At 74.1% G+C, this 17,016-nt stretch carries 16 protein-coding genes; 4 read left to right on the top strand and 12 right to left on the bottom strand.

Features of this window, described 5'->3' with window-relative positions; translation table 11 throughout:
- Positions 1-113: 113 nt before the first annotated feature.
- From ACFVFQ_RS35365 to ACFVFQ_RS35335, 7 genes are all read right to left on the bottom strand, one after another.
- Entirely contained in the window at positions 114-1,172 is a 1,059-nt protein-coding gene (locus tag ACFVFQ_RS35365) for an aldo/keto reductase (protein WP_383424215.1), read from the bottom strand.
- A gap of 126 nt (positions 1,173-1,298) precedes the next feature.
- The gene (locus tag ACFVFQ_RS35360) at positions 1,299-3,356 is read right to left on the bottom strand and encodes a phosphocholine-specific phospholipase C (RefSeq protein ID WP_383424212.1); all 2,058 of its coding nucleotides are present in this window, start codon (positions 3,354-3,356) and stop codon (positions 1,299-1,301) included.
- 235 nt (positions 3,357-3,591) lie between these two features.
- Entirely contained in the window at positions 3,592-4,149 is a 558-nt protein-coding gene (locus ACFVFQ_RS35355) for an ATP-binding protein (protein ID WP_383424209.1), read from the bottom strand.
- Between the two features lie 171 nt (positions 4,150-4,320).
- Entirely contained in the window at positions 4,321-6,435 is a 2,115-nt protein-coding gene (locus ACFVFQ_RS35350) for a xanthine dehydrogenase family protein molybdopterin-binding subunit (RefSeq protein WP_383424206.1), read from the bottom strand.
- A gap of 33 nt (positions 6,436-6,468) precedes the next feature.
- On the bottom strand, positions 6,469-7,455 hold the full coding sequence (locus tag ACFVFQ_RS35345) for an FAD binding domain-containing protein (RefSeq protein ID WP_383424203.1): 987 nt from the start codon (positions 7,453-7,455) through the stop codon (positions 6,469-6,471).
- On the bottom strand, positions 7,452-8,051 hold the full coding sequence (locus tag ACFVFQ_RS35340) for a 2Fe-2S iron-sulfur cluster-binding protein (protein ID WP_383424201.1): 600 nt from the start codon (positions 8,049-8,051) through the stop codon (positions 7,452-7,454). The genes ACFVFQ_RS35345 and ACFVFQ_RS35340 overlap by 4 nt, the downstream gene beginning before the upstream one ends.
- Positions 8,051-8,464, bottom strand: a complete 414-nt coding sequence (locus ACFVFQ_RS35335) for a hypothetical protein (RefSeq protein WP_383424198.1) — start codon at positions 8,462-8,464, stop codon at positions 8,051-8,053. Before ACFVFQ_RS35335 ends, ACFVFQ_RS35340 begins: the two co-directional genes overlap by 1 nt.
- A gap of 195 nt (positions 8,465-8,659) precedes the next feature.
- On the opposite strand from ACFVFQ_RS35335, the gene ACFVFQ_RS35330 reads away from it, so the two are divergent.
- Positions 8,660-9,505: a lipase family protein gene (locus ACFVFQ_RS35330; RefSeq protein WP_383424196.1), complete on the top strand. Its 846-nt coding sequence runs from the start codon at positions 8,660-8,662 to the stop codon at positions 9,503-9,505.
- A 13-nt stretch (positions 9,506-9,518) separates the two neighbouring features.
- Here ACFVFQ_RS35330 and ACFVFQ_RS35325 read toward each other — a convergent pair whose 3' ends face one another.
- The gene (locus tag ACFVFQ_RS35325) at positions 9,519-10,115 is read right to left on the bottom strand and encodes an isochorismatase family protein (protein WP_383424193.1); all 597 of its coding nucleotides are present in this window, start codon (positions 10,113-10,115) and stop codon (positions 9,519-9,521) included.
- 201 nt (positions 10,116-10,316) lie between these two features.
- On the opposite strand from ACFVFQ_RS35325, the gene ACFVFQ_RS35320 reads away from it, so the two are divergent.
- From ACFVFQ_RS35320 to ACFVFQ_RS35310, 3 genes are all read left to right on the top strand, one after another.
- The gene (locus ACFVFQ_RS35320) at positions 10,317-11,516 is read left to right on the top strand and encodes a serine hydrolase domain-containing protein (RefSeq protein WP_383424191.1); all 1,200 of its coding nucleotides are present in this window, start codon (positions 10,317-10,319) and stop codon (positions 11,514-11,516) included.
- 114 nt (positions 11,517-11,630) lie between these two features.
- Positions 11,631-11,882: a hypothetical protein gene (locus ACFVFQ_RS35315; RefSeq protein ID WP_383424188.1), complete on the top strand. Its 252-nt coding sequence runs from the start codon at positions 11,631-11,633 to the stop codon at positions 11,880-11,882.
- Between the two features lie 282 nt (positions 11,883-12,164).
- Positions 12,165-13,223 carry a PP2C family protein-serine/threonine phosphatase gene (locus ACFVFQ_RS35310; RefSeq protein ID WP_383424237.1) on the top strand — a complete coding sequence of 353 codons (1,059 nt, stop codon included), beginning with the start codon at positions 12,165-12,167 and terminating at the stop codon, positions 13,221-13,223.
- Here the strand turns inward: ACFVFQ_RS35310 and ACFVFQ_RS35305 are convergent.
- From ACFVFQ_RS35305 to pcaH, 4 genes are all read right to left on the bottom strand, one after another.
- Entirely contained in the window at positions 13,199-14,401 is a 1,203-nt protein-coding gene (locus tag ACFVFQ_RS35305) for a 4-hydroxybenzoate 3-monooxygenase (RefSeq protein ID WP_383424186.1), read from the bottom strand. The two genes, ACFVFQ_RS35310 and ACFVFQ_RS35305, sit on opposite strands and share 25 nt — an antisense overlap.
- Positions 14,401-15,219: a 3-oxoadipate enol-lactonase gene (gene pcaD / locus ACFVFQ_RS35300; RefSeq protein ID WP_383424183.1), complete on the bottom strand. Its 819-nt coding sequence runs from the start codon at positions 15,217-15,219 to the stop codon at positions 14,401-14,403. Before pcaD ends, ACFVFQ_RS35305 begins: the two co-directional genes overlap by 1 nt.
- 384 nt (positions 15,220-15,603) lie before the next feature.
- Positions 15,604-16,200, bottom strand: a complete 597-nt coding sequence (pcaG, locus tag ACFVFQ_RS35295; RefSeq protein ID WP_383424180.1) for a protocatechuate 3,4-dioxygenase subunit alpha — start codon at positions 16,198-16,200, stop codon at positions 15,604-15,606.
- Positions 16,200-16,892 carry a protocatechuate 3,4-dioxygenase subunit beta gene (gene pcaH, locus ACFVFQ_RS35290; RefSeq protein ID WP_383424177.1) on the bottom strand — a complete coding sequence of 231 codons (693 nt, stop codon included), beginning with the start codon at positions 16,890-16,892 and terminating at the stop codon, positions 16,200-16,202. Before pcaH ends, pcaG begins: the two co-directional genes overlap by 1 nt.
- Between the last annotated feature and the right edge of the window lie 124 nt (positions 16,893-17,016).

Raw genomic sequence — 17,016 nt, 5'->3', positions numbered from 1 at the left:
ACAGGGGGGCCGGCGGCGTCCGGCCGCCCACCGTGCACTAGACCGCAGCCGCCGGGTCCGGGCATCCGGGCGGGCGCGTTCGGCGTAGCCCGGGGCGGGGGTGCCCGCCGGCGTCAGCGGACGTCGTGGACGGTGCGCCGGTAGGTGGAGCGACGGTCCTCGATGGCCGACCAGCGGTCGCCGTAAACGGTCTGGGTGATGCCCGGTTCGCGGAGGAAGGCGTGCGGGAAGCCGAGCGGCACCGCGCTGACGGCGTCCAGCCGCGCCAGGGCGTCGGCGTCGAGCACCACGTCGACGCTGCCGAGGTTGTCGGCCAGTTGGTGCTCCTTGGTGGCGCCGATGATCGGGACGATGTTGCCGGGGCGCTGGCGCAGCCAGGCGAGCGCGACCTGGGCGGGGCTCCAGCCGCCCTGTTCGGCGATCTCCAGGACGGCGGTGACGGTCTCGTCCTCGTTGTGGTCCCAGTGACTGGTCCGCTCGGTGGCGTCCAGCCGGCCGGACTCGCCGCGCCGGTACTTGCCGGTGAGCTTGCCGGCGGCCAGCGGGGCCCAGGCGAGGACGGCGAGGTCGAAGGCGCGGGCCTGCGGCAGCAGTTCGCGCTCCACGGTCCGCTCCAGCAGGTTGTAGCGCAGCTGCGAGCCGGCGAAGGCGGTCCAGCCGCGCAGCTCGGCCAGGGTGTTGGCCTGGGCGATCTCCCAGGCGGGCCAGTCCGAGACGCCGAGGTAGAGCACCTTGCCGGACCGCACGAGGTCGTCGAGGGCGCGCATCACCTCCTCGACGGGGGTGAAGTTGTCCCGGGCGTGTACCCACAGCACGTCGAGCCGGTCGGTGTTGAGCCGGCGCAGGCTGGTCTCGACGGACTGGACGAGGTTCTTGCGGTGGTTGCCGCCGGCGTTGACGTCGCCCTCGGCGGTGGCGCAGGTGTACTTGCTGGCCAGCACGAAGCGGTCCCGGCGGCCGGCGAGCAGCTCGCCGAGCATCGTCTCGGAGGTGCCGGCGGTGTAGTTGTTGGCGGTGTCGAGGAAGTTGCCGCCGGCGTCGGCATAGGCGTCCAGGATGCGGGCGCTGGTCTCCTTGGCGGTGCCCCAGCCCCAGTCCTCGCCGAACGTCATGGTGCCCAGGGCCAGTTCGCTCACCCGCAGGCCGGTCTTGCCGAACAGTGTGTACCGCACGCGGTCCCCTTCGCTTCGGGATGTGGTGGCCCAGACCCTAGGAGGTGGAGTGCGCTCCAAGGCAAGGCGACATCGGCGCGGGCGGGTGGCCGGGAGGCGGGCGGGCGCCTCCCGGCCGGGGGCGGGTCAGCCGGTGTGGAGCGCCGGGTCGCTGACGCCGGGCTTGCCGGTCTCGACGTGGCCGGCGAGGCGGCGCAGGAAGCCGGCGTCGGTGTCGGCGGTGATCGTCAGGTCGTACCAGCGCTTGCTGGCGGTGAGGTCGACGCGCTGGGTGACGGTGCCGCCGGGGTCCACCCGGACGGTCTGCTTGGCGCCGCCGTAGGCGTTGGTGAGGGTGAGGTTGCAGGGGGCGGTGCCCGGGTTGCTGAGCGAGAGCTCGATCCGCCCGGAGGCCGCGTCGTGCCGGGCGGTCACCTCGGGGACGGCCTTCTTGCCGGGGCCCTTGAAGGTGCGCAGGAAGCCGTTGGGGCCGTGCACCGTCAGGTCGTAACTGCCCTGGGAGTAGGCGGTGTTCCAGGTGTCGGAGAGCGTCTTGCCGGCCTCGGTGGTGTACGTCCAGGGGCCGTCGGTGCGGTTGCCGGAGGTGACCAGGAAGCAGGCGCCGGCGGCGCCGCCGCCGCTGAAGGTGAGGGTGTAGCGGCCGCCGGCGACGTCCGCCTTGCCGTCGGTCAGCGGGACGTAGGGCAGCGGGCGGCTGGGCCGGGAGCCCGGCTCCTGGGTGGGCAGGACGGGCTTGTCGGGCGGCGTGGGGACGTAGCTGTCGTGCCGCTTGTGGTCCGGCGGCTGGAAGCCCTTGGTGTCCGGGAGCGGGACCGGCTTGGTGTTCTCCAGGGAGAAGTCGAAGGCGGAGGTGAGGTCGCCGCAGATGGCGCGGCGCCAGGGCGAGATGTTGGGCTCGTGGACGCCGAAGCGGCTCTCCATGAACCGGATGACGGAGGTGTGGTCGAAGACCTCGGAGCAGACGTAACCGCCGGTGCTCCAGGGGGAGATCACCAGCATCGGCACGCGCTGGCCCAGGCCGTAGGGGCCGGCCGCGTACGTGGCGTTGCCGGCGAAGTGCTCCAGGGTGGTGTCGACGGTGGACTTGCCCTGGTCGGCGGAGGCGGGCGGGAACGGCGGGACGACGTGGTCGAAGTAGCCGTCGTTCTCGTCGTAGGTGAGGAACAGCGCCGTCTTGCTCCACACCTCCGGGTTGGAGGTCAGCGCGTCCAGGACCTGGGAGACGTACCAGGCGCCGTAGTTGGCGGGCCAGTTGGGGTGCTCGGAGAAGGCTTCGGGGGCCGCGATCCAGGAGATCTGGGGCAGCTTGCCGGCCTTGACGTCGGCCTTGAGCTGGTCGAAGTAGCCGTCGCCCTGCTTGGCGTTGGTGCCGGTGCGGGCCTTGTCGTAGAGCGGGTTGCCGGGCGCGGCGTTGCGGTACTGGTTGAAGAACAGCAGGGAGTTGTCGCCGTAGGTGCCGCGGTAGGCGTCGTCGATCCAGCCCCACTTGCCGGCCGCGTCCAGGCCGTCGCCGATGTCCTGGTAGATCTTCCAGGAGACGCCGGCCTTCTCCAGGCGCTCGGGGTAGGTGGTCCAGCCGTAGCCGGCCTCCTCGTTGCCGACGACCGGGCCGCCGCCGGTGCCGTCGTTGCCGACGTAACCGGTCCACATGTAGTAGCGGTTGGGGTCGGTGGAGCTCATCAGCGAGCAGTGGTAGGCGTCGCAGATGGTGAAGGCGTCGGCGAGCGCGTAGTGGAACGGGATGTCCTTGCGCGTCAGGTGCGCCATGGTGCCGGTGCCCTTGGCGGGGACCCACTGGTCGTACCTGCCGTTGTTGAACGCCTGGTGGCCGCCGTGCCAGTCGTGGTTGAGGCCCTCGATGAACTGCATGCCGAGGTCCTTGGCGTCCGGATGGTAGGGCAGCAGGTCCTTGGTGCCGTCGGACTGGTGCCACACGGACTTGCCGCTGGGGAGCGTCACCGGGCGCGGGTCGCCGAAGCCGCGGACGCCCTTGAGCGAGCCGAAGTAGTGGTCGAAGGAGCGGTTCTCCTGCATCAGGACGACGATGTGCTCGACGTCCTTGATGGAACCGGCGCTGCGCCGGGCGGGGATGGCGGCGGCGCGGGCGATGCTGTTGGACAGCGCGGTGGCACCGGCGGTGGCGCCGGCTATCTGGAGGAAGCGCCGGCGGTTGATGTCAGCCATGTGTCTGGGGACCTCGTGGGTGGAGGGGATCGGGGGGAGGGTGCGGACGGTGTTGCGGGCAGAGTGTTCCAAGAGGAACGAGGGTCGGGAAAGAGGGCGTGTCCCGGCCGTGACACTTCACCGTACGGTGGGCGAACTCCCAGGCCACCCGCGCCCCCGGCACGACGAACGGCCGGCGGGCCACGGCAGTTGTGCCGTGACCCGCCGGCTGTGCGAGGCCGCCCGGAGCTCGGGGCTAGACCAGCGAGGCCTCCGACGGGGACGGTCCCGGAGCGACGGCCGGGCCGGGGGCGGTGGCGGGGGCGGGGTCCGCGGTGGGCTCGCCCTCGGCGGCGGGCGGCTGGGCGGCGGTCGCGGGCCCCACCACGTCCGGCACGCTGCGCAGCGGCACCGGCGGGTCCACCGGCGCGGCGCGGGCCGCCTCGACGCGGCGGGTGAACCAGATGACCTTGCCGGTCGGGGTGCCGCAGGTGCCCCAACTGTCGCTGAGCGCCGCGATCCTGGCGAGCCCGCCGCCGGCCGCGCCCTCCAGCCGCGCCAACCGGGGGCCCTCGTCGGCGACCGAGGCGGTCAAATGGCTGCCGCTCCACCGGAGTTCGAGCACGCAGGGGGCGTCGGGGCCGACATGGCGGTGGACGTTGGTCAGGAGCTCGGCCACCCCCTCGCACATCGGCGGGATCTCCAACTCAAGGTGCCAGTAGCGCAGATGGGCGGCGACGATCCGCCGGATCTGGGGAACCCGCTCCGCCGAGGCGGGCAGTTCGACCGTGTAGTGCCGGTGTGGTGGTGTCATGTCGAGGCTCCTCACCGCGAGGCTCACGCCCTTCACCTCGTTGCACCAACGAACCCCGAACACGAAGAGTGAGCTTCCGTCACGAATGGCTGGAATGCCATGCTGCCCCGGGGGTTACCGGCCCGCAACAGGGAGCGATCCGTTTGAGGTGACCGGCTCTCAGGTGAGCGGCTACGCCAGCGCGGCCAGGATCTTGTCCGGGGTCAGCGGCAGCTCGCGCAGCCGGACGCCGGTGGCGTGCCAGACCGCGTTGCCAAGCGCCGCGGCGGTGCCGACGATGCCGATCTCGCCGATGCCCTTGCTGCCCATGGGGTTGAGGTGGGGGTCCTCCTCGTCGAGCCAGTACGCCTCGATGGCCGGGACGTCGGCGCACGCCGGGACGTGGTACGTGGCCAGGTCGCAGGCGGTGAAGTCGCCGAACACGGGGTCGACCTCGCTGCCCTCGGTGAGGGCCATGCCCAGGCCCATGGTCATGCCGCCGACGAACTGGGAGCGCGCGGTACGGGAGTTGAGGATCCGTCCGGCCGCGTACTGGCCGAGCAGCCGGCGGGTGCGGACCTCGCCGGTGCGGGTGTCGACCTGGACCTCGGCGAAGACGGCGCCGAAGGCGTGCTGGGCGTACGGGGAGGGTTCGGCGGTCTCCTCGCGGGTGTCCCGGGTGACCGTGAGGCCCTCGGCGGGGAGCGGCCCCTCGTGGTCGCGGAGCCGGTCCAGCAGTGCGGTGCACGCCTTGTGGATGGCCCAGCCCCAGGAGGCGGTGCCCATGGAGCCGCCGGCGAGCGTGGCGGGCGGCAGGTCGCTGCTGCCGATGTCGACATGGACGCGGTCCTCGGGGGCGCCCAGCGCGGCGGCGGCGATCTGGGTCAGGACGGTGCGGGCGCCGGTGCCGATGTCGGTGGCGTTGATCCGGATCCGGTAGCCGCCGTCGGGGGCGGCGTGCGCCTGGGCCGTGCTGGCGCTGGCGAAGGCGGGGTAGGTGGCCGAGGCGACGCCGGTGCCGAGCAGCAACTCGCCCTCGCGGCGGACGCCGGGGCGCGGATCGCGGGTCGCCCAGCCGAAGCGTTCCGCGCCCCGGTGCAGGCACTCGACGAGGTGCCGGCTGCTGAACGGGCGGCCGGTGTCCGGCTCGGTGTCGGGCTCGTTGCGGACCCGCAGTTCGATGGGGTCCAGGCCCAGGGCGACGGCGAGTTCGTCGAGCGCGGACTCCAGTGCGTACATGCCGGGGGCCTCGCCGGGGGCGCGCATCCAGGAGGGGGTGGGGACGTCGAGGGCGGCGACCCGGTGCACGGTGCGGCTGTTGGGCGAGGTGTACATGATGCGGGACGGGATCGCGGCCTGTTCGACGAACTCGGCGAGGGTGGAGGTGTGCGAGACGGTCTCGTGCCCCAGGGCGGTGAGCTGGCCGTCGGGTCCTGCGCCGAGCCGCACCCGTTGGATGGTGGGCGTGCGGTGGCCGACGACGGCGGCCAACTGGCGGCGTGGCAGGGCGAGTTTGACGGGGCGGCTGGTGTACCGGGCGGCCATTGCGGCGAGCACGACCTGGGGGCGGGGCGTCCCCTTGGAGCCGAAGCCGCCGCCGACGTGCTCGGAGACCACGGTGATCTCGTCGGTGCTGAGCTTGAACAGCGCGGCCAGGTCCTCGCACACCCTGGTGGCGCCCTGGCTCGCGTCGTGGACGGTGAGGTGGCCGTCGGTCCACTGGGCGGTGGCGGCGTGCGGCTCCATGGGGTGGTTGTGCAGCGGCCCCATGGTGTAGGTGACGTCGACGGTGGTCGGTGCGGCGGCGAACGCCGCGTCGAAGTCGCCGCGTTCGCGGGCCCCGGGGCCGCCGAAGACCTCGTCCGGCACGTACAGCCCGGGGTGGTCGGCGGTGAGCAGCACGTCGTGGCCGTCGGTGGCGTAGCTGATGCGGACGGCCTCGGCGGCGTCCCGTGCGGTCTCCAGGGTGTCGGCGACGGCGAGCGCGACGTACCAGCCGCGGTGCGGGACGCGGTCCTCCTGGAGGAGGGCGAGGGTCGCGTCCTCGGTGGCGCCGAGCCGGGGCGCGTTCTCGTGGGTGAGGACGGCGAGGACGCCGGGCAGGGCCAGCGCGTCGCGGGTGTCCACGGCGGTGATCCGGCCGCGGGCGACGGTGGCCGGGACCGGCCAGGCGTAGGCACAGCCGGGCGGGGTGTGTTCGGCGGCGTAACGGGCGGCGCCGGTGACCTTCTCGCGGCCCTCGCGGCGGACCATGGGGGCGCCCAACGGGGGACGCGGCGTCAACGGCTCCGGGGGTTCGTGGCGCATGGCGCGGGTCCTTGGGGTCGGGGGCGGGCGGGGTCAGCCGCGGGCGGCGAGGTCGGCGAGGACGCCGACGGCGAGGGCGCGGGCCAGCGGGACCTTGAAGCCGTTGTCGCGCAGCGGTGCGGCGGCGGCGAGTTCGGCGTCGGCGGCGCGGGCGAAGGTCTCCTCGGTGGCGGGCGCGCCGCGCAGCACGGCCTCGGCGGCGCGGGCCCGCCAGGGGCGGTGCGCCAACCCGCCGAAGGCGAGCGCGGCGTGCTCGACGGTGCCGTCGCGGACCGTCAGGACGGCGGCGACGGAGGCCAGCGCGAAGGCGAACGAGGCGCGGTCGCGGGCCTTGCGGTAGCGGGAGTGCGCGCCGGGGCGGGCCGGCGGCAGTTCGACGGCGGTGAGCAGTTCGCCGAGCCGGATCTCGGTGTCCCGTTCGGGGGTGTCGCCGGGCAGCCGGTGGAACTCGGCGGCGGGGACGGCGCGTTCGCCCTCGGGACCGTGCAGGTGGACGGTGGCGTCCAGGGCGGCGAGGGCGACGGCCAGGTCGGAGGGCTGGGTGGCGACGCAGTGCGCGGAGTGCCCGAGCACGGCGAGGTCGCGGTGGGCGCCCTCGATGGCCGGGCAACCGGAGCCGGGCTGCCGCTTGTTGCAGGGTTTGGCGGTGTCCTGGAAGTAGCTGCAGCGGGTGCGCTGGAGGAGGTTGCCGCCGGTGGTGGCGGTGTTGCGCAGTTGCCCGGAGGCGCCGGCCAACAGGGCCTGGGACAGCACCGGGTAGCGGTCGCGGACGGCGGGGGCCGCGGCGAGGTCGGCGTTGCGGACGGTGGCGCCGATGCGCAGCCCGCCGTCCGGGAGTTCCTCGATGCGGTCCAACGGGAGCCGGCTGACGTCGATGAGGGTGCGCGGCGCCTCGACACCGAGCTTCATCAGGTCGACGAGGTTGGTGCCGCCGGCGAGGAACTGGGCGCCGGGCTGCCCGGCGGCGGCCCGCACCGCCTCGTCGACGCTGCCGACCCGGAGGTAGCCGAACGGCCTCATGCGCCGCCCACCTCCGCCCGTACGTCCGGCACGCCGGCCGCGTCGGCGACCGCCTCGACGATCCGGGGATAGGCGCCGCAGCGGCACAGGTTGCCGCTCATCCGCTCGCGGATCTCGTCGGCGGTGAGCGCGACCGGCGCCCCGGAGCGTGCGGTGGGCTCGGTGACGTGGGAGGGGAAGCCGGCGGCCGCCTCGGCGAGGACGCCGAGCGCGGAGCAGATCTGGCCGGGGGTGCAGTAGCCGCACTGGAGGGCGTCGCGGTCCAGGAAGGCTTCCTGGAGGGGGTGCAGGCGGTCGCCGTCGGCGAGGCCCTCGATGGTGGTGATCCGGCGGCCGTCGTGCGCCACGGCCAGCAGCAGGCAGCTGTTGGCGCGCCGGCCGTCGACCAGGACCGTGCAGGCACCGCACTGCCCGTGGTCGCAGCCCTTCTTGGCGCCGGTCAGGCCGAGGTGCTCGCGGAGCAGGTCCAGGACGGTGGTGCGGTGGTCCAGGGTCAGGGTGTGCGGGGTGCCGTTGACGGTGAGGGTGAGTTCGGAGCGGCGGCCGTTGACCGGGCGGGGGCCGCCGGCGTCGCCCCCAAACTCGCCGGACGGCATCAGGGGGCACCCTTGGTGACGGTCTGCGGCAGCGTCGCCAGCCGCAGTTCGACCTCCTTCTCCTGGTCGCCGGCGGCCATGCCGAGGACGTCGACGGTGAAGGCGGACTTCAGGCCGGCGCAGAGCTGGTCCACGGCCCAATAGCCGCCCTGGAGGGAGACGGTGACGGGGGCGGACAGCCGGCGCGGCTCGAGGGTGGCGCCGCGCTCGCTGACGTCGACGGTGGAGGTCCACACCGTCGCGCCCGGTCCGGCCACTTCGGTGGGGACGTCGTCCGCGGCGCGGTCGGAGTGGAAGGCGGTGCGCAGGACGCCGAAGACGGCGTGCGCGTCCTCGGTCTTACAGCCCTCGACCTCCACGACGACCTCGGCCGCTACGTGTTCCGCGTGTGACGCCTGTTCCGCGCTGTTCACTGTGGGCCCTTCCCTCAGGGTGCCGGACGCTTCCAGGCTCACCCCGCGTCCCGGAGCCGGCGACCCGAGGCTCGAAGGAGTGGTTTAAACGGGCGCACCGACCCGCCACACCAGCCCGGAGTTACGTTGTGTAGTCAGGGCGCGCTCTCCGTAATCGTCCTGCCGCCCCTGCCGCCCGCACCCCCAGGAGCCCCGTTGACCAGTCCCCTCGTCGACCAGCAGGCCACCGGCTACAGCCTCCGCCAGGCGTTGCGCATGGTGCGCGCCGCCGCGCTGGCGTACCAGGACGAGAAGACGATCGAGACCACCGCCAGGGAGTGGGGTTTCGACCGGGTGCGCCACCTCCACACCGCGTTCTGCCCGCCGTTCCCCATCGAGGAGGTCCGGGCGTACACCCTCGGCGGGCGACATGCGCTCGTCACCGCGTTCCGCGGCGCCGAGCCCGCCGGGCTGCGGGACTGGCTGGCGGTCGCCGCCACCCCGCCCTGGCCCGGCCCCGGCGGCCGGGGGTACGTCCACCACGGCTTCGCCGAGGCCCTGGAGTCGGTCTGGCCGCAGATCCTCACCGCGGTCAAGGAGCTACGGGACGCCGGCCAGGCGGTCTACTTCACCGGGCACGGCCTGGGCGGGGCGCTGGCGATGCTGGCCGGCGCCCGACTGCACTTCGAGGACCCCCGCCTGACCGCCGACGGCGTCTACACCTTCGGCCAGCCCCGCACCTGCGACCCGGTCCTGGCCGGGGAGTTCAACGCCGCCTTCGCGAACCGGATGTACCGCTTCGTGAACCACCACGACCTGCTCCCCCAGCTCCCGGCCGAGCCGGCCTTCCGCCATGTCTCCGCGCTGCGCTACATCGACCCGCGGGGCGCGGTGCACAACACCATGCCGCTGCTCGGCGGCGCACTCGACCGCGGCCGGGGCCTGCCCCCCGAGCTGCTGGCCCCCACCGCGGACGGCATCCGCGCCCACGCCCTGACCGCGTACGTCACGGCGCTGGAGAACGCGGCGCGCGAGCAGGACGGAGAGCCGCAAGTCCCCTAGCAGTGGGCCTAGTTCAGCTCGCCTGGTTCACCGTCCCGGTCGGGGCGGTGAAGGGGACGGCGGCGGCGTGCGGGACGATCTCGACCTCGTCGCCGAGGGCCCATTCGGCGGCCCGGGAGGACATCGCGTGCGGGACGGTGTCGCTGATGCCGGGCGCGGCGGGGATGTCGTAGGTGGCGTGCGCGTCGTGCGGCAGGACGACGCGGTGGCCGCGTTCCAGGGCGGCCCGTGCGGTGGCGGCGACGCACATCTCGGAGAGCACCCCGCACACCGTCAGCTCCGTCACGCCCGCGTCGTCGAGCAGGGCGTCGAGCGGGGTGTCGAAGAAGCCGTCGTCCTCGGTCTTGCGGACCACGTGCTCGCGGGGGCCGGGCGTGACGGGCAGGTGGAGCTCCCAGCCGGCGGTGCCCGGCTCGTCGACGGTGCCCGCTCCGCCGTCGTTTTGGAGGTGCACGACGAGGGCGCCGGCGGCGCGGGCCCGGGCGAGCAGGTCGCGGGTGCGGTCGAGGACCCGGGCCGCGTCGGGCACCGCGTCTGCTCCGGAGACGAACGCGCTCTGCACGTCGACGATGAGGAGGGCCTGCACGGGGCGTATCTGTGCGTCGGTCATGGTCTCCATGATCCAGGGGCGCGGCACTGGGCCGGTCGGGCGGGAACACTTCTGGCCGGGCTTGCATGGTTGCCACAGGCATCGACCGGGCGGATCATCCGTAGGTGCTCCACGGCCGTACGTCACTCGCGTCCCTGCGTGGGCGCCGGGCCGGTGGGGCGCGGCATCCGATCCGCACCGCGACGACGCGAGGAGAGCACCGTGGAAGCTGTCACCGTCAACGGGCACTGCGCACCGGGGTACGAGGGGGTGCGGGCCGCCTTCGAGCGGAACTTCCGCGACCAGGGGGAGGTCGGGGCGGCGGTCGCCGTGCTGGTGGACGGGGCGCCGGTGGTGGACCTGTGGGGCGGGCACGCGGACGCGGCCGGGAGCCGGGCCTGGGAGCGGGACACTCTGGTCAACGTGTACTCCACGTCCAAGGGGATGGCCGCGCTCTGCGCCCATCTCCTGGTGGACCGGGGCGAGTTGGACCTGGACGCGCCGGTCGCGCGCTATTGGCCGGAATTCGCCCGGGCCGGCAAGGAGGCCATACCGGTGCGCTGGCTGCTCAGCCACCGCGCCGGGTTGCTGGCCCCCCGCGAGCCGCTGGCCGAGGGCCGGGCCTACGACTGGGAGTACGTCTGCGACGCCCTGGCGGCCACCCCGCCCTGGTGGGAGCCGGGGACCAGGCAGGGTTACCACGCGGTGACGTTCGGGTACCTGGTGGGCGAGGTGGTCCGGCGGATCACCGGGCAGTCGCTGGGCACGTTCCTGCGCGCGGAGATCACCGGGCGGCTCGACGCCGACGTGTTCGTCGGCACCCCGCCCGAGGAGCAGCCGCGGTGCGCCGACATGGTCGGGCAGCTCACCACGGAGCTGCTCCGCGAGCGCTTCCCGGACCTGCCGACGCCGCCGGTGCGCGGGCTCGCCGACCACCCGCGGGCCGGCGTCGCGCTGGCCCTGACGTACATCCCCACCGGCGACGTCAACAGCGCCGCCTACCGCGCGGCGGAGATCCCGTCCGGCAACGCGCACGCCTCGGCCCGCGGCCTGGCCGCCGTCTACGGGGCGTTGATCGGCGGCGAACTGGTGCGGCCCGCCGCCCTGGAGGCGATGCGCAGCCCACAGAGCCGGCCGAACGAGCCGGACCTCACCCTCGGCGCGCTCACCCCGGACGGCACCGCCGACGCGTTCCGCTGGGGGCTGGGCTACATGCTCAACGAGCGGGGGCAGGCGGGCCCCAACCCGGGCGCGTTCGGGCACGGCGGCGCGGGCGGCTCGTACGCCTTCGCCGACCCGGAGAACGGGCTGGCGTACGCCTACGTCATGAACCGCTTCGGGGGCGGCACCAGCGGCGAGGACCTGCGCAGCCGGTCGCTGGTGGAGGCGGCGTACGCGGCGCTGGCGGAGGCGCGTGGCTAGGGCGGCTTCGGGCCGCCGTCCTCGTCCGGTACGGAGCGATAATGGGTGGTGCGGCATCGATCCGTCCGGCGCCGCCGCGGATGGCGACGGCCCGGGGAGAGGGGCGTGGTGGCCATGGAAAGGGACACCGAGACGATTCACGAGGCGTACTCGTTCGTGTGTCTGCACTGCGGGCACGGGTGGGAGGAGGAGTACGAGATCCGGCACACCAACGATCTCGCGGGCCACCGCCGCGCCGAGTACTTCAGCCACGGCCGTCGGGTGCCCTCCCCGCTGACCCTCGCCGACTGCCCGGACTGCAACCGCGGTCCGATCCGGATCCTGCGGCCAGGCCGGGTCAAGAACGCCCGGACCTACCTCGCCTGACCTGCCCCTTCGGGGTTCTCCGACCCGCTGCGATTCGGTAACGGAGGCCCACACTCCGTCCTTCGGCCCGGCAAACGTTGCATATGCTCAGGTCGGGGGCCCGGCGGTCGGTTTCGGACAGTGCGAAACGGGCGGCGGCCGGGGCCCCGCGACCGATCGCCTCTCAGGGACCGCCCGGCTGGCCTCCCCTGAGCCTTGAAGACGCCGGAGTGGACCTTGGCCGTGCAGAAGGGGGAGCCGCGCACCCGCTCCCGCGCGCTCTTTGCGCTTCCGTACCTGGTCATGGCCGCGGTCAGCGCGGTGGACATCACCGCGGGCCCGGGCGTCGGCTTCCTGCCCCTGGTGTCGCTGGGGCCGGCGTTCGCCGGTCTGGTCGGCGGCTGGCGCCGGACGGCGCTGATCGGGCTGACCGCGGCCGTGCTCTGCGTCGGGTTGGGCATCCACAGCGGGCTGTTCGAGAGCCGGCGCGGGCTGACCGCGCTGGTGTCGGTGGCCGGAGTGACCGCCGCCGGCGTGGTGGCCGCGGTGATGCGGCAGCGCCGGGAGGCGGAACTGGCCAATGTGCGGTCGATCGCCGAGGTCGCCCAGCGGGTACTGCTGCGGCCGGTGCCGCGCAGCGCCGGTCCGCTGCGGATCGCGGTCTCGTACACCTCGGCGGTGGCCGAGGCACGGATCGGCGGCGACCTCTACGAGGTGGTGACCTCGCCGGCCGGGGTGCGGATCATCGTCGGCGACGTGCAGGGCAAGGGCCTGGAGGCGGTGGAGAGCGCCGCGGTGGTGCTCGGCGCGTTCCGGGAGGCGGCGCACGACGAGGAGGACCTGTCGGCGGTCGGCGCCCGGGTCGAGCGGGCGCTCAACCGCCATCTGTCCGGGGAACGGTTCGTGACCGCGGTGCTCGCCGAGATCGGCCGCGGCGGCGACGCCACGCTGCTCAACTTCGGCCACCCCGCCCCCCTGGTCGTCCGCCCGTCCGGCGCGGTCGGCTACGCGGCGCCGCCGGAACGGGCGCTTCCGCTGGGCCTGATGGAACACCGGCCGGACGCGCCGGTCCCGTACCGGGTGCCGTTCGCGCCCGGCGACCAACTGCTCTTCTACACCGACGGGGTCACCGAGGCCCGGGACTCGGCGGGCTGGTTCTATCCGCTCGACGAGCGGGCGACGCTGCTCAAGGACCCCGACCCGGAGGCGGCGTTGCAGGCGGTCCGGGAGGACGTGGTCGACCACGCGGAGGGGCCGCTGCACGACGACGCGGCGATGCTGCTGGTGCGGTACCGGGTGGGGCACCGGGACCCTGAGCGGCCGGGCCCCGGCGGCGGTCAGGACAGCGGCAGCCCCGTGTAGTTCTCGGCAAGTTCGGCGGCGGCGTGCCAGGAGCCGGCGATCCGGTCGAGCTGGGAGAGCTGGAGCCGGGTGTCGAAGTCGCTCTGGTCCGGGGCGGTGTGCAGGGTCGTGGTCATGAAGTGCGAGAAGTGCTCGGCGCGCCAGACCCGGCGCAGGCAGGTCGCGGAGTAGGCGTCGAGCGGCTTTGTCGAGCCGGTGCGGTGCCACTGTGTCAGGGCGCGGGCCAGGACGGTGACGTCGGCGACGGCGAGGTTGAGGCCCTTGGCGCCGGTGGGCGGGACGATGTGGGCGGCGTCGCCGGCCAGCAACACCCGGCCCCAGCGCATCGGTTCGGTCACCGCGCTGCGCAGCGGGAGGACCGCCTTGGCGGTGAGCGGGCCGCGGGCCAGTTTCCAGGGGGCGGTGTCGAGGGCGGTACGGGCCGCCAGTTCGTCCCAGATCCGGTCGTCGGGCCAGTCGTCCGGGTCGGTGCCGTTGGGGACCTGGAGGTAGAGCCGGCTCACCGCCGGGGTGCGCATGCTGAGCAGGGCGAAGCCGCGGGGCGAGTGGGCGTAGACCAACTCGTCCTGGGAGGGCGGGGCGTCGGCGAGGACGCCGAGCCAGGAGTAGGGGTAGGTGCGGGTGTAGGTCCGGCGGGCGGACTGTGGGATCGCCTGTCGGGCGACGCCGTGGAAGCCGTCGCAGCCGGCGACGTAGCGGCAGGCGAGGGTGCGTTCGCGGCCGTCGTGGGTGTAGTGGATGCGGGGCCGGTCGGTGTCGGCGCCGGTCACCGCCTGCGCCCGGGCCTCGAACAGCAGCGGTGGCCCGGCTGCGAGTTGGAGCGCTATCAGGTCCTTGACGACCTCGGTCTGGGCGTAGACGGTGACCCGGCGGCCGTCGGTGAGCGACGGGAAGTCCAGGCGGTGGGCGCGTCGGTCGTAGCGCAGCTCGATGCCGTCGTGGACCAGCCCCTCGCGGTCCAGCCGCTCCCCCGCCCCGCAGGCCCGCAGGACGTCGGTGGTGCCCTGTTCGAGGATGCCGGCGCGCTGCCGCTGCTCGACGTAGGCGCGGTCGCGGCCCTCCAGGACCACGCAGTCGATGCCGGCGCGGTGCAACAGCCGCGCGAGCAGCAGTCCGGCGGGGCCGCCGCCGATGATGCCGACGGTGGTCTCGTCCGGAGCGGTGGCGGTACCGGGCATCAGTAGTCCGTTCCTGGTGCGGGCTGGGCGTGTAGTGGGGCGAGGTGGGCGAGGAGCGCGGCGAGGACCTCCGCGGGGCGTTCGACGCCGGCGAGGTGGGCGGCGCCGGACAGTTCGACGAGGCTGGCGTCCGGGATGCCGTCGGTGAGTTCGCGGGCGTGCGCGGGCGGGGTGGCCGGGTCGGCGCGGCCGGCCACGACGAGGGTGGGGGCGGTGATCCGCGGCAGGGCGGAGCGCAGGTCGTAGGCGGCGAGCGCGTCGCAACAGGCGGCGTAGCCCTCGGGTGAGACGTCCTGGCGGAGGGCGGTGACCAGGGCGGTGGCCTCCGGCGTGGTGGCGAAGGCGGGGGTGAACCAGCGGCCGGCCGAGCTGTCGGCGACCTGGTCCAGACCCTTGGCGCGGACCAGCGCGGCCCGTTCCCGCCAGCCGGCCGGTTCGCCGAACCGGGCGGAGGAGCAGATCAGGGCGAGCGAGCTGATCCGGGTGGGGTGGTGGGCGGCGAGCCAGGCGCCGACCGCGCCGCCGAGCGAGACCCCGGCGTAGGCGAAGGCGTCCAGGCCGAGGGAGTCGGCGAGTTGCAGCACCAGGCCGGCGAGTTCGGGGACGGTGGTGGTGCCGGGGGTGGCGAGGACGTCGGTGGGGGTGCCGCCGTGGCCCGGGAGGTCCCAGCGGACGATGTGGAACCGGCGGGACAGGGCCGGGAGTTGGGGCTCCCAGAGGGCGAGCGAGGTACCGACGGAGGGACCGAGGACCAGCGTCGGGGCGCCGGGCGGGCCGTCGGTGGCGTGGTGCAGTGTGGGGGCGGCGGGGGGTGTCATGGTGCTCCTGTTCTGACCTTCCCACGTGGGCTGCGCGGGCTGCCTCCCACGTTGTTGGCTATCCCGCCGTGCGGGTTGCTGTTTGCGCCTGCGGCGCGGGGCCGATCCGCTGCGCGGGGCTGTCGGGGTGCGGTGACGGCCCTCCGGGGTGGGGCGTCCGGACTGCTTCGCTTTACGTCCGGACACCCCACCCCTCCGGCCCGTCACCTCCCGCGGGTGGGTGGGTTCTTGGTGGGTCGTGGTTGCTGTGAGTGGGCGGGTGCGGGTGAGTGGGCGGGTGGGGGCGGTGTACGCGTCCGGGGATGGCCGCGGCGTATCGAGGTTTTACCGCATAGGGGGCGGCCCTCCTCGCAGGGGCGCGGTCAGGGCGGCGCGTTCGGGGGGTCAGCGGAAGGTGAGGAAGACGGTCTCCTCTGGGGTGCCGTTTGGGGGGTGTTGGAGTTGGATGTCGAAGCGGTAGCGGGAGGGGCCTTCGGAGTGGGCCAGCAGGGTGGCGGCGCGGTGCGCGGGGAGAGTCGAGAGCAGCGGGTCGGTGGCGTGGGCCGCGGTGTGCTCGGGGAAGTAGACGCGGGTGAACAGGTGGTGCAGCAGGCCGCGGGCGTGGACGATGAGCGCGAGGTGGGGTGCGGTGTCCGGGCGGCCGGCAGGCGCGGTCGGGGGCAGGGTGTGCAGCGCGTAGTGGCCGTCGGCGTCGGTGGGGACCCGGCCGAAGCCGGTGAAGTGCGTGCCGTCGCGGTGCAGTGAGCCAGGCTCGCGGGGCGGGCGGCCGTCGGGGCCGGGTTGCCAGAACTCCAGCAGGGCGTCCCAGACCGGTGCGCCCGTGCCGTCGCGGACGTGGCCGTGCACGGTGCACGTGTCGGGGTGGCCGTCGGGCGCGATCCGGGCGCCGCCGGGGAAGGGCAGGGCGTGGCCGAAGAAGGGGCCGATGGTCTGGGCGGGCGTGGGGGCGAGCGGCCCGCCGCGGTCGGCGGCTTCCGGCATCAGCGGCTCCCCTCGGTCCGGGTGGCGGCGGGGCCGTCCAGGACGACGTCCCAGCGGTAGGCCAACGCGTCGCCGGGGTCGGAGAGTTGGTGGTCGAAGGTGGCGATCAGGCGGTGGCGGTCGGCGGCGGCCGGGACCGAGGCGAGGACCTGGTCGTAGGGGAGGAGCGGGTCGCCGGGGAAGTACATCTGGGTGATCAGCCGCTGGGTGAGGGCGGTGCCGAAGAGGGAGAAGTGGATGTGGGCGGCGCGCCAGGCGCTCTCGTCGGGGAGGGGGTAGGCGCCGGGTTTGACGGTGGTGAAGGCGTAGCGGCCGTGGTCGTCGGTGAGGCAGCGGCCGACGCCGGTGAAGTGGGGGTCCAGCGGCGCCGGGTGCCGGTCCCGGCGGTGGGCATATCGGCCGGAGGCGTTGGCCTGCCAGATCTCGACGAGTTGGCCGCGGACGGGGCGGCCGGCGCGGTCCAGGACGCGGCCGGCGACGGTGATGCGCTCGCCGAGCGGGGCGCCGGGGTGCTGTCGGGTGAGGTCGGCGTCCAGGGCGTCGACGTCGGCGGGGCCGAAGACGGGGGCGGTCAGCTCGACGGCCTCGGGGTCGGTGGCGGCGGTGAGGGGGTGGTGGGGCCGCCGGGGGTGGCGCTCGGGGGCTCCGCGGTACGGCACGGGGTCCGGGGCGGAGGAGGGCGGTGCGGTCATGGTGCCCTTTTCTGCGGTGGACGGGTACGGACCGGTTCCCTTTCAACTCCCTTCTGTGAGAGGGTCGTTCGCCTGGTGAACCGAAGTTCACGCGGGCGGTCGTCCCGAGTCTGGCCCCGGCCCG

The sequence above is a fragment of the Streptomyces sp. NPDC057743 genome, assembly GCF_042798755.1.
Taxonomy (GTDB): Bacteria; Actinomycetota; Actinomycetes; order Streptomycetales; family Streptomycetaceae; genus Streptomyces.
This window is presented reverse-complemented; position numbering and strand designations above follow the sequence as displayed.

Bases quoted from the DNA above. Each gene is read 5' to 3' on its own strand.
- ACFVFQ_RS35340 (WP_383424201.1), bottom strand. From the start codon at position 8,051: ATGCCGTCCGGCGAGTTTGGGGGCGACGCCGGCGGCCCCCGCCCGGTC.
- ACFVFQ_RS35345 (WP_383424203.1), bottom strand. From the start codon at position 7,455: ATGAGGCCGTTCGGCTACCTCCGGGTCGGCAGCGTCGACGAGGCGGTG.
- ACFVFQ_RS35310 (WP_383424237.1), top strand. From the start codon at position 12,165: ATGGCCGCGGTCAGCGCGGTGGACATCACCGCGGGCCCGGGCGTCGGC.
- pcaG (WP_383424180.1), bottom strand. From the start codon at position 16,200: ATGCCGGAAGCCGCCGACCGCGGCGGGCCGCTCGCCCCCACGCCCGCC.
- ACFVFQ_RS35305 (WP_383424186.1), bottom strand. From the start codon at position 14,401: ATGCCCGGTACCGCCACCGCTCCGGACGAGACCACCGTCGGCATCATC.
- ACFVFQ_RS35355 (WP_383424209.1), bottom strand. From the start codon at position 4,149: ATGACACCACCACACCGGCACTACACGGTCGAACTGCCCGCCTCGGCG.
- pcaH (WP_383424177.1), bottom strand. From the start codon at position 16,892: ATGACCGCACCGCCCTCCTCCGCCCCGGACCCCGTGCCGTACCGCGGA.
- ACFVFQ_RS35315 (WP_383424188.1), top strand. From the start codon at position 11,631: ATGGAAAGGGACACCGAGACGATTCACGAGGCGTACTCGTTCGTGTGT.
- ACFVFQ_RS35350 (WP_383424206.1), bottom strand. From the start codon at position 6,435: ATGCGCCACGAACCCCCGGAGCCGTTGACGCCGCGTCCCCCGTTGGGC.
- pcaD (WP_383424183.1), bottom strand. From the start codon at position 15,219: ATGACACCCCCCGCCGCCCCCACACTGCACCACGCCACCGACGGCCCG.
- ACFVFQ_RS35325 (WP_383424193.1), bottom strand. From the start codon at position 10,115: ATGACCGACGCACAGATACGCCCCGTGCAGGCCCTCCTCATCGTCGAC.
- ACFVFQ_RS35360 (WP_383424212.1), bottom strand. From the start codon at position 3,356: ATGGCTGACATCAACCGCCGGCGCTTCCTCCAGATAGCCGGCGCCACC.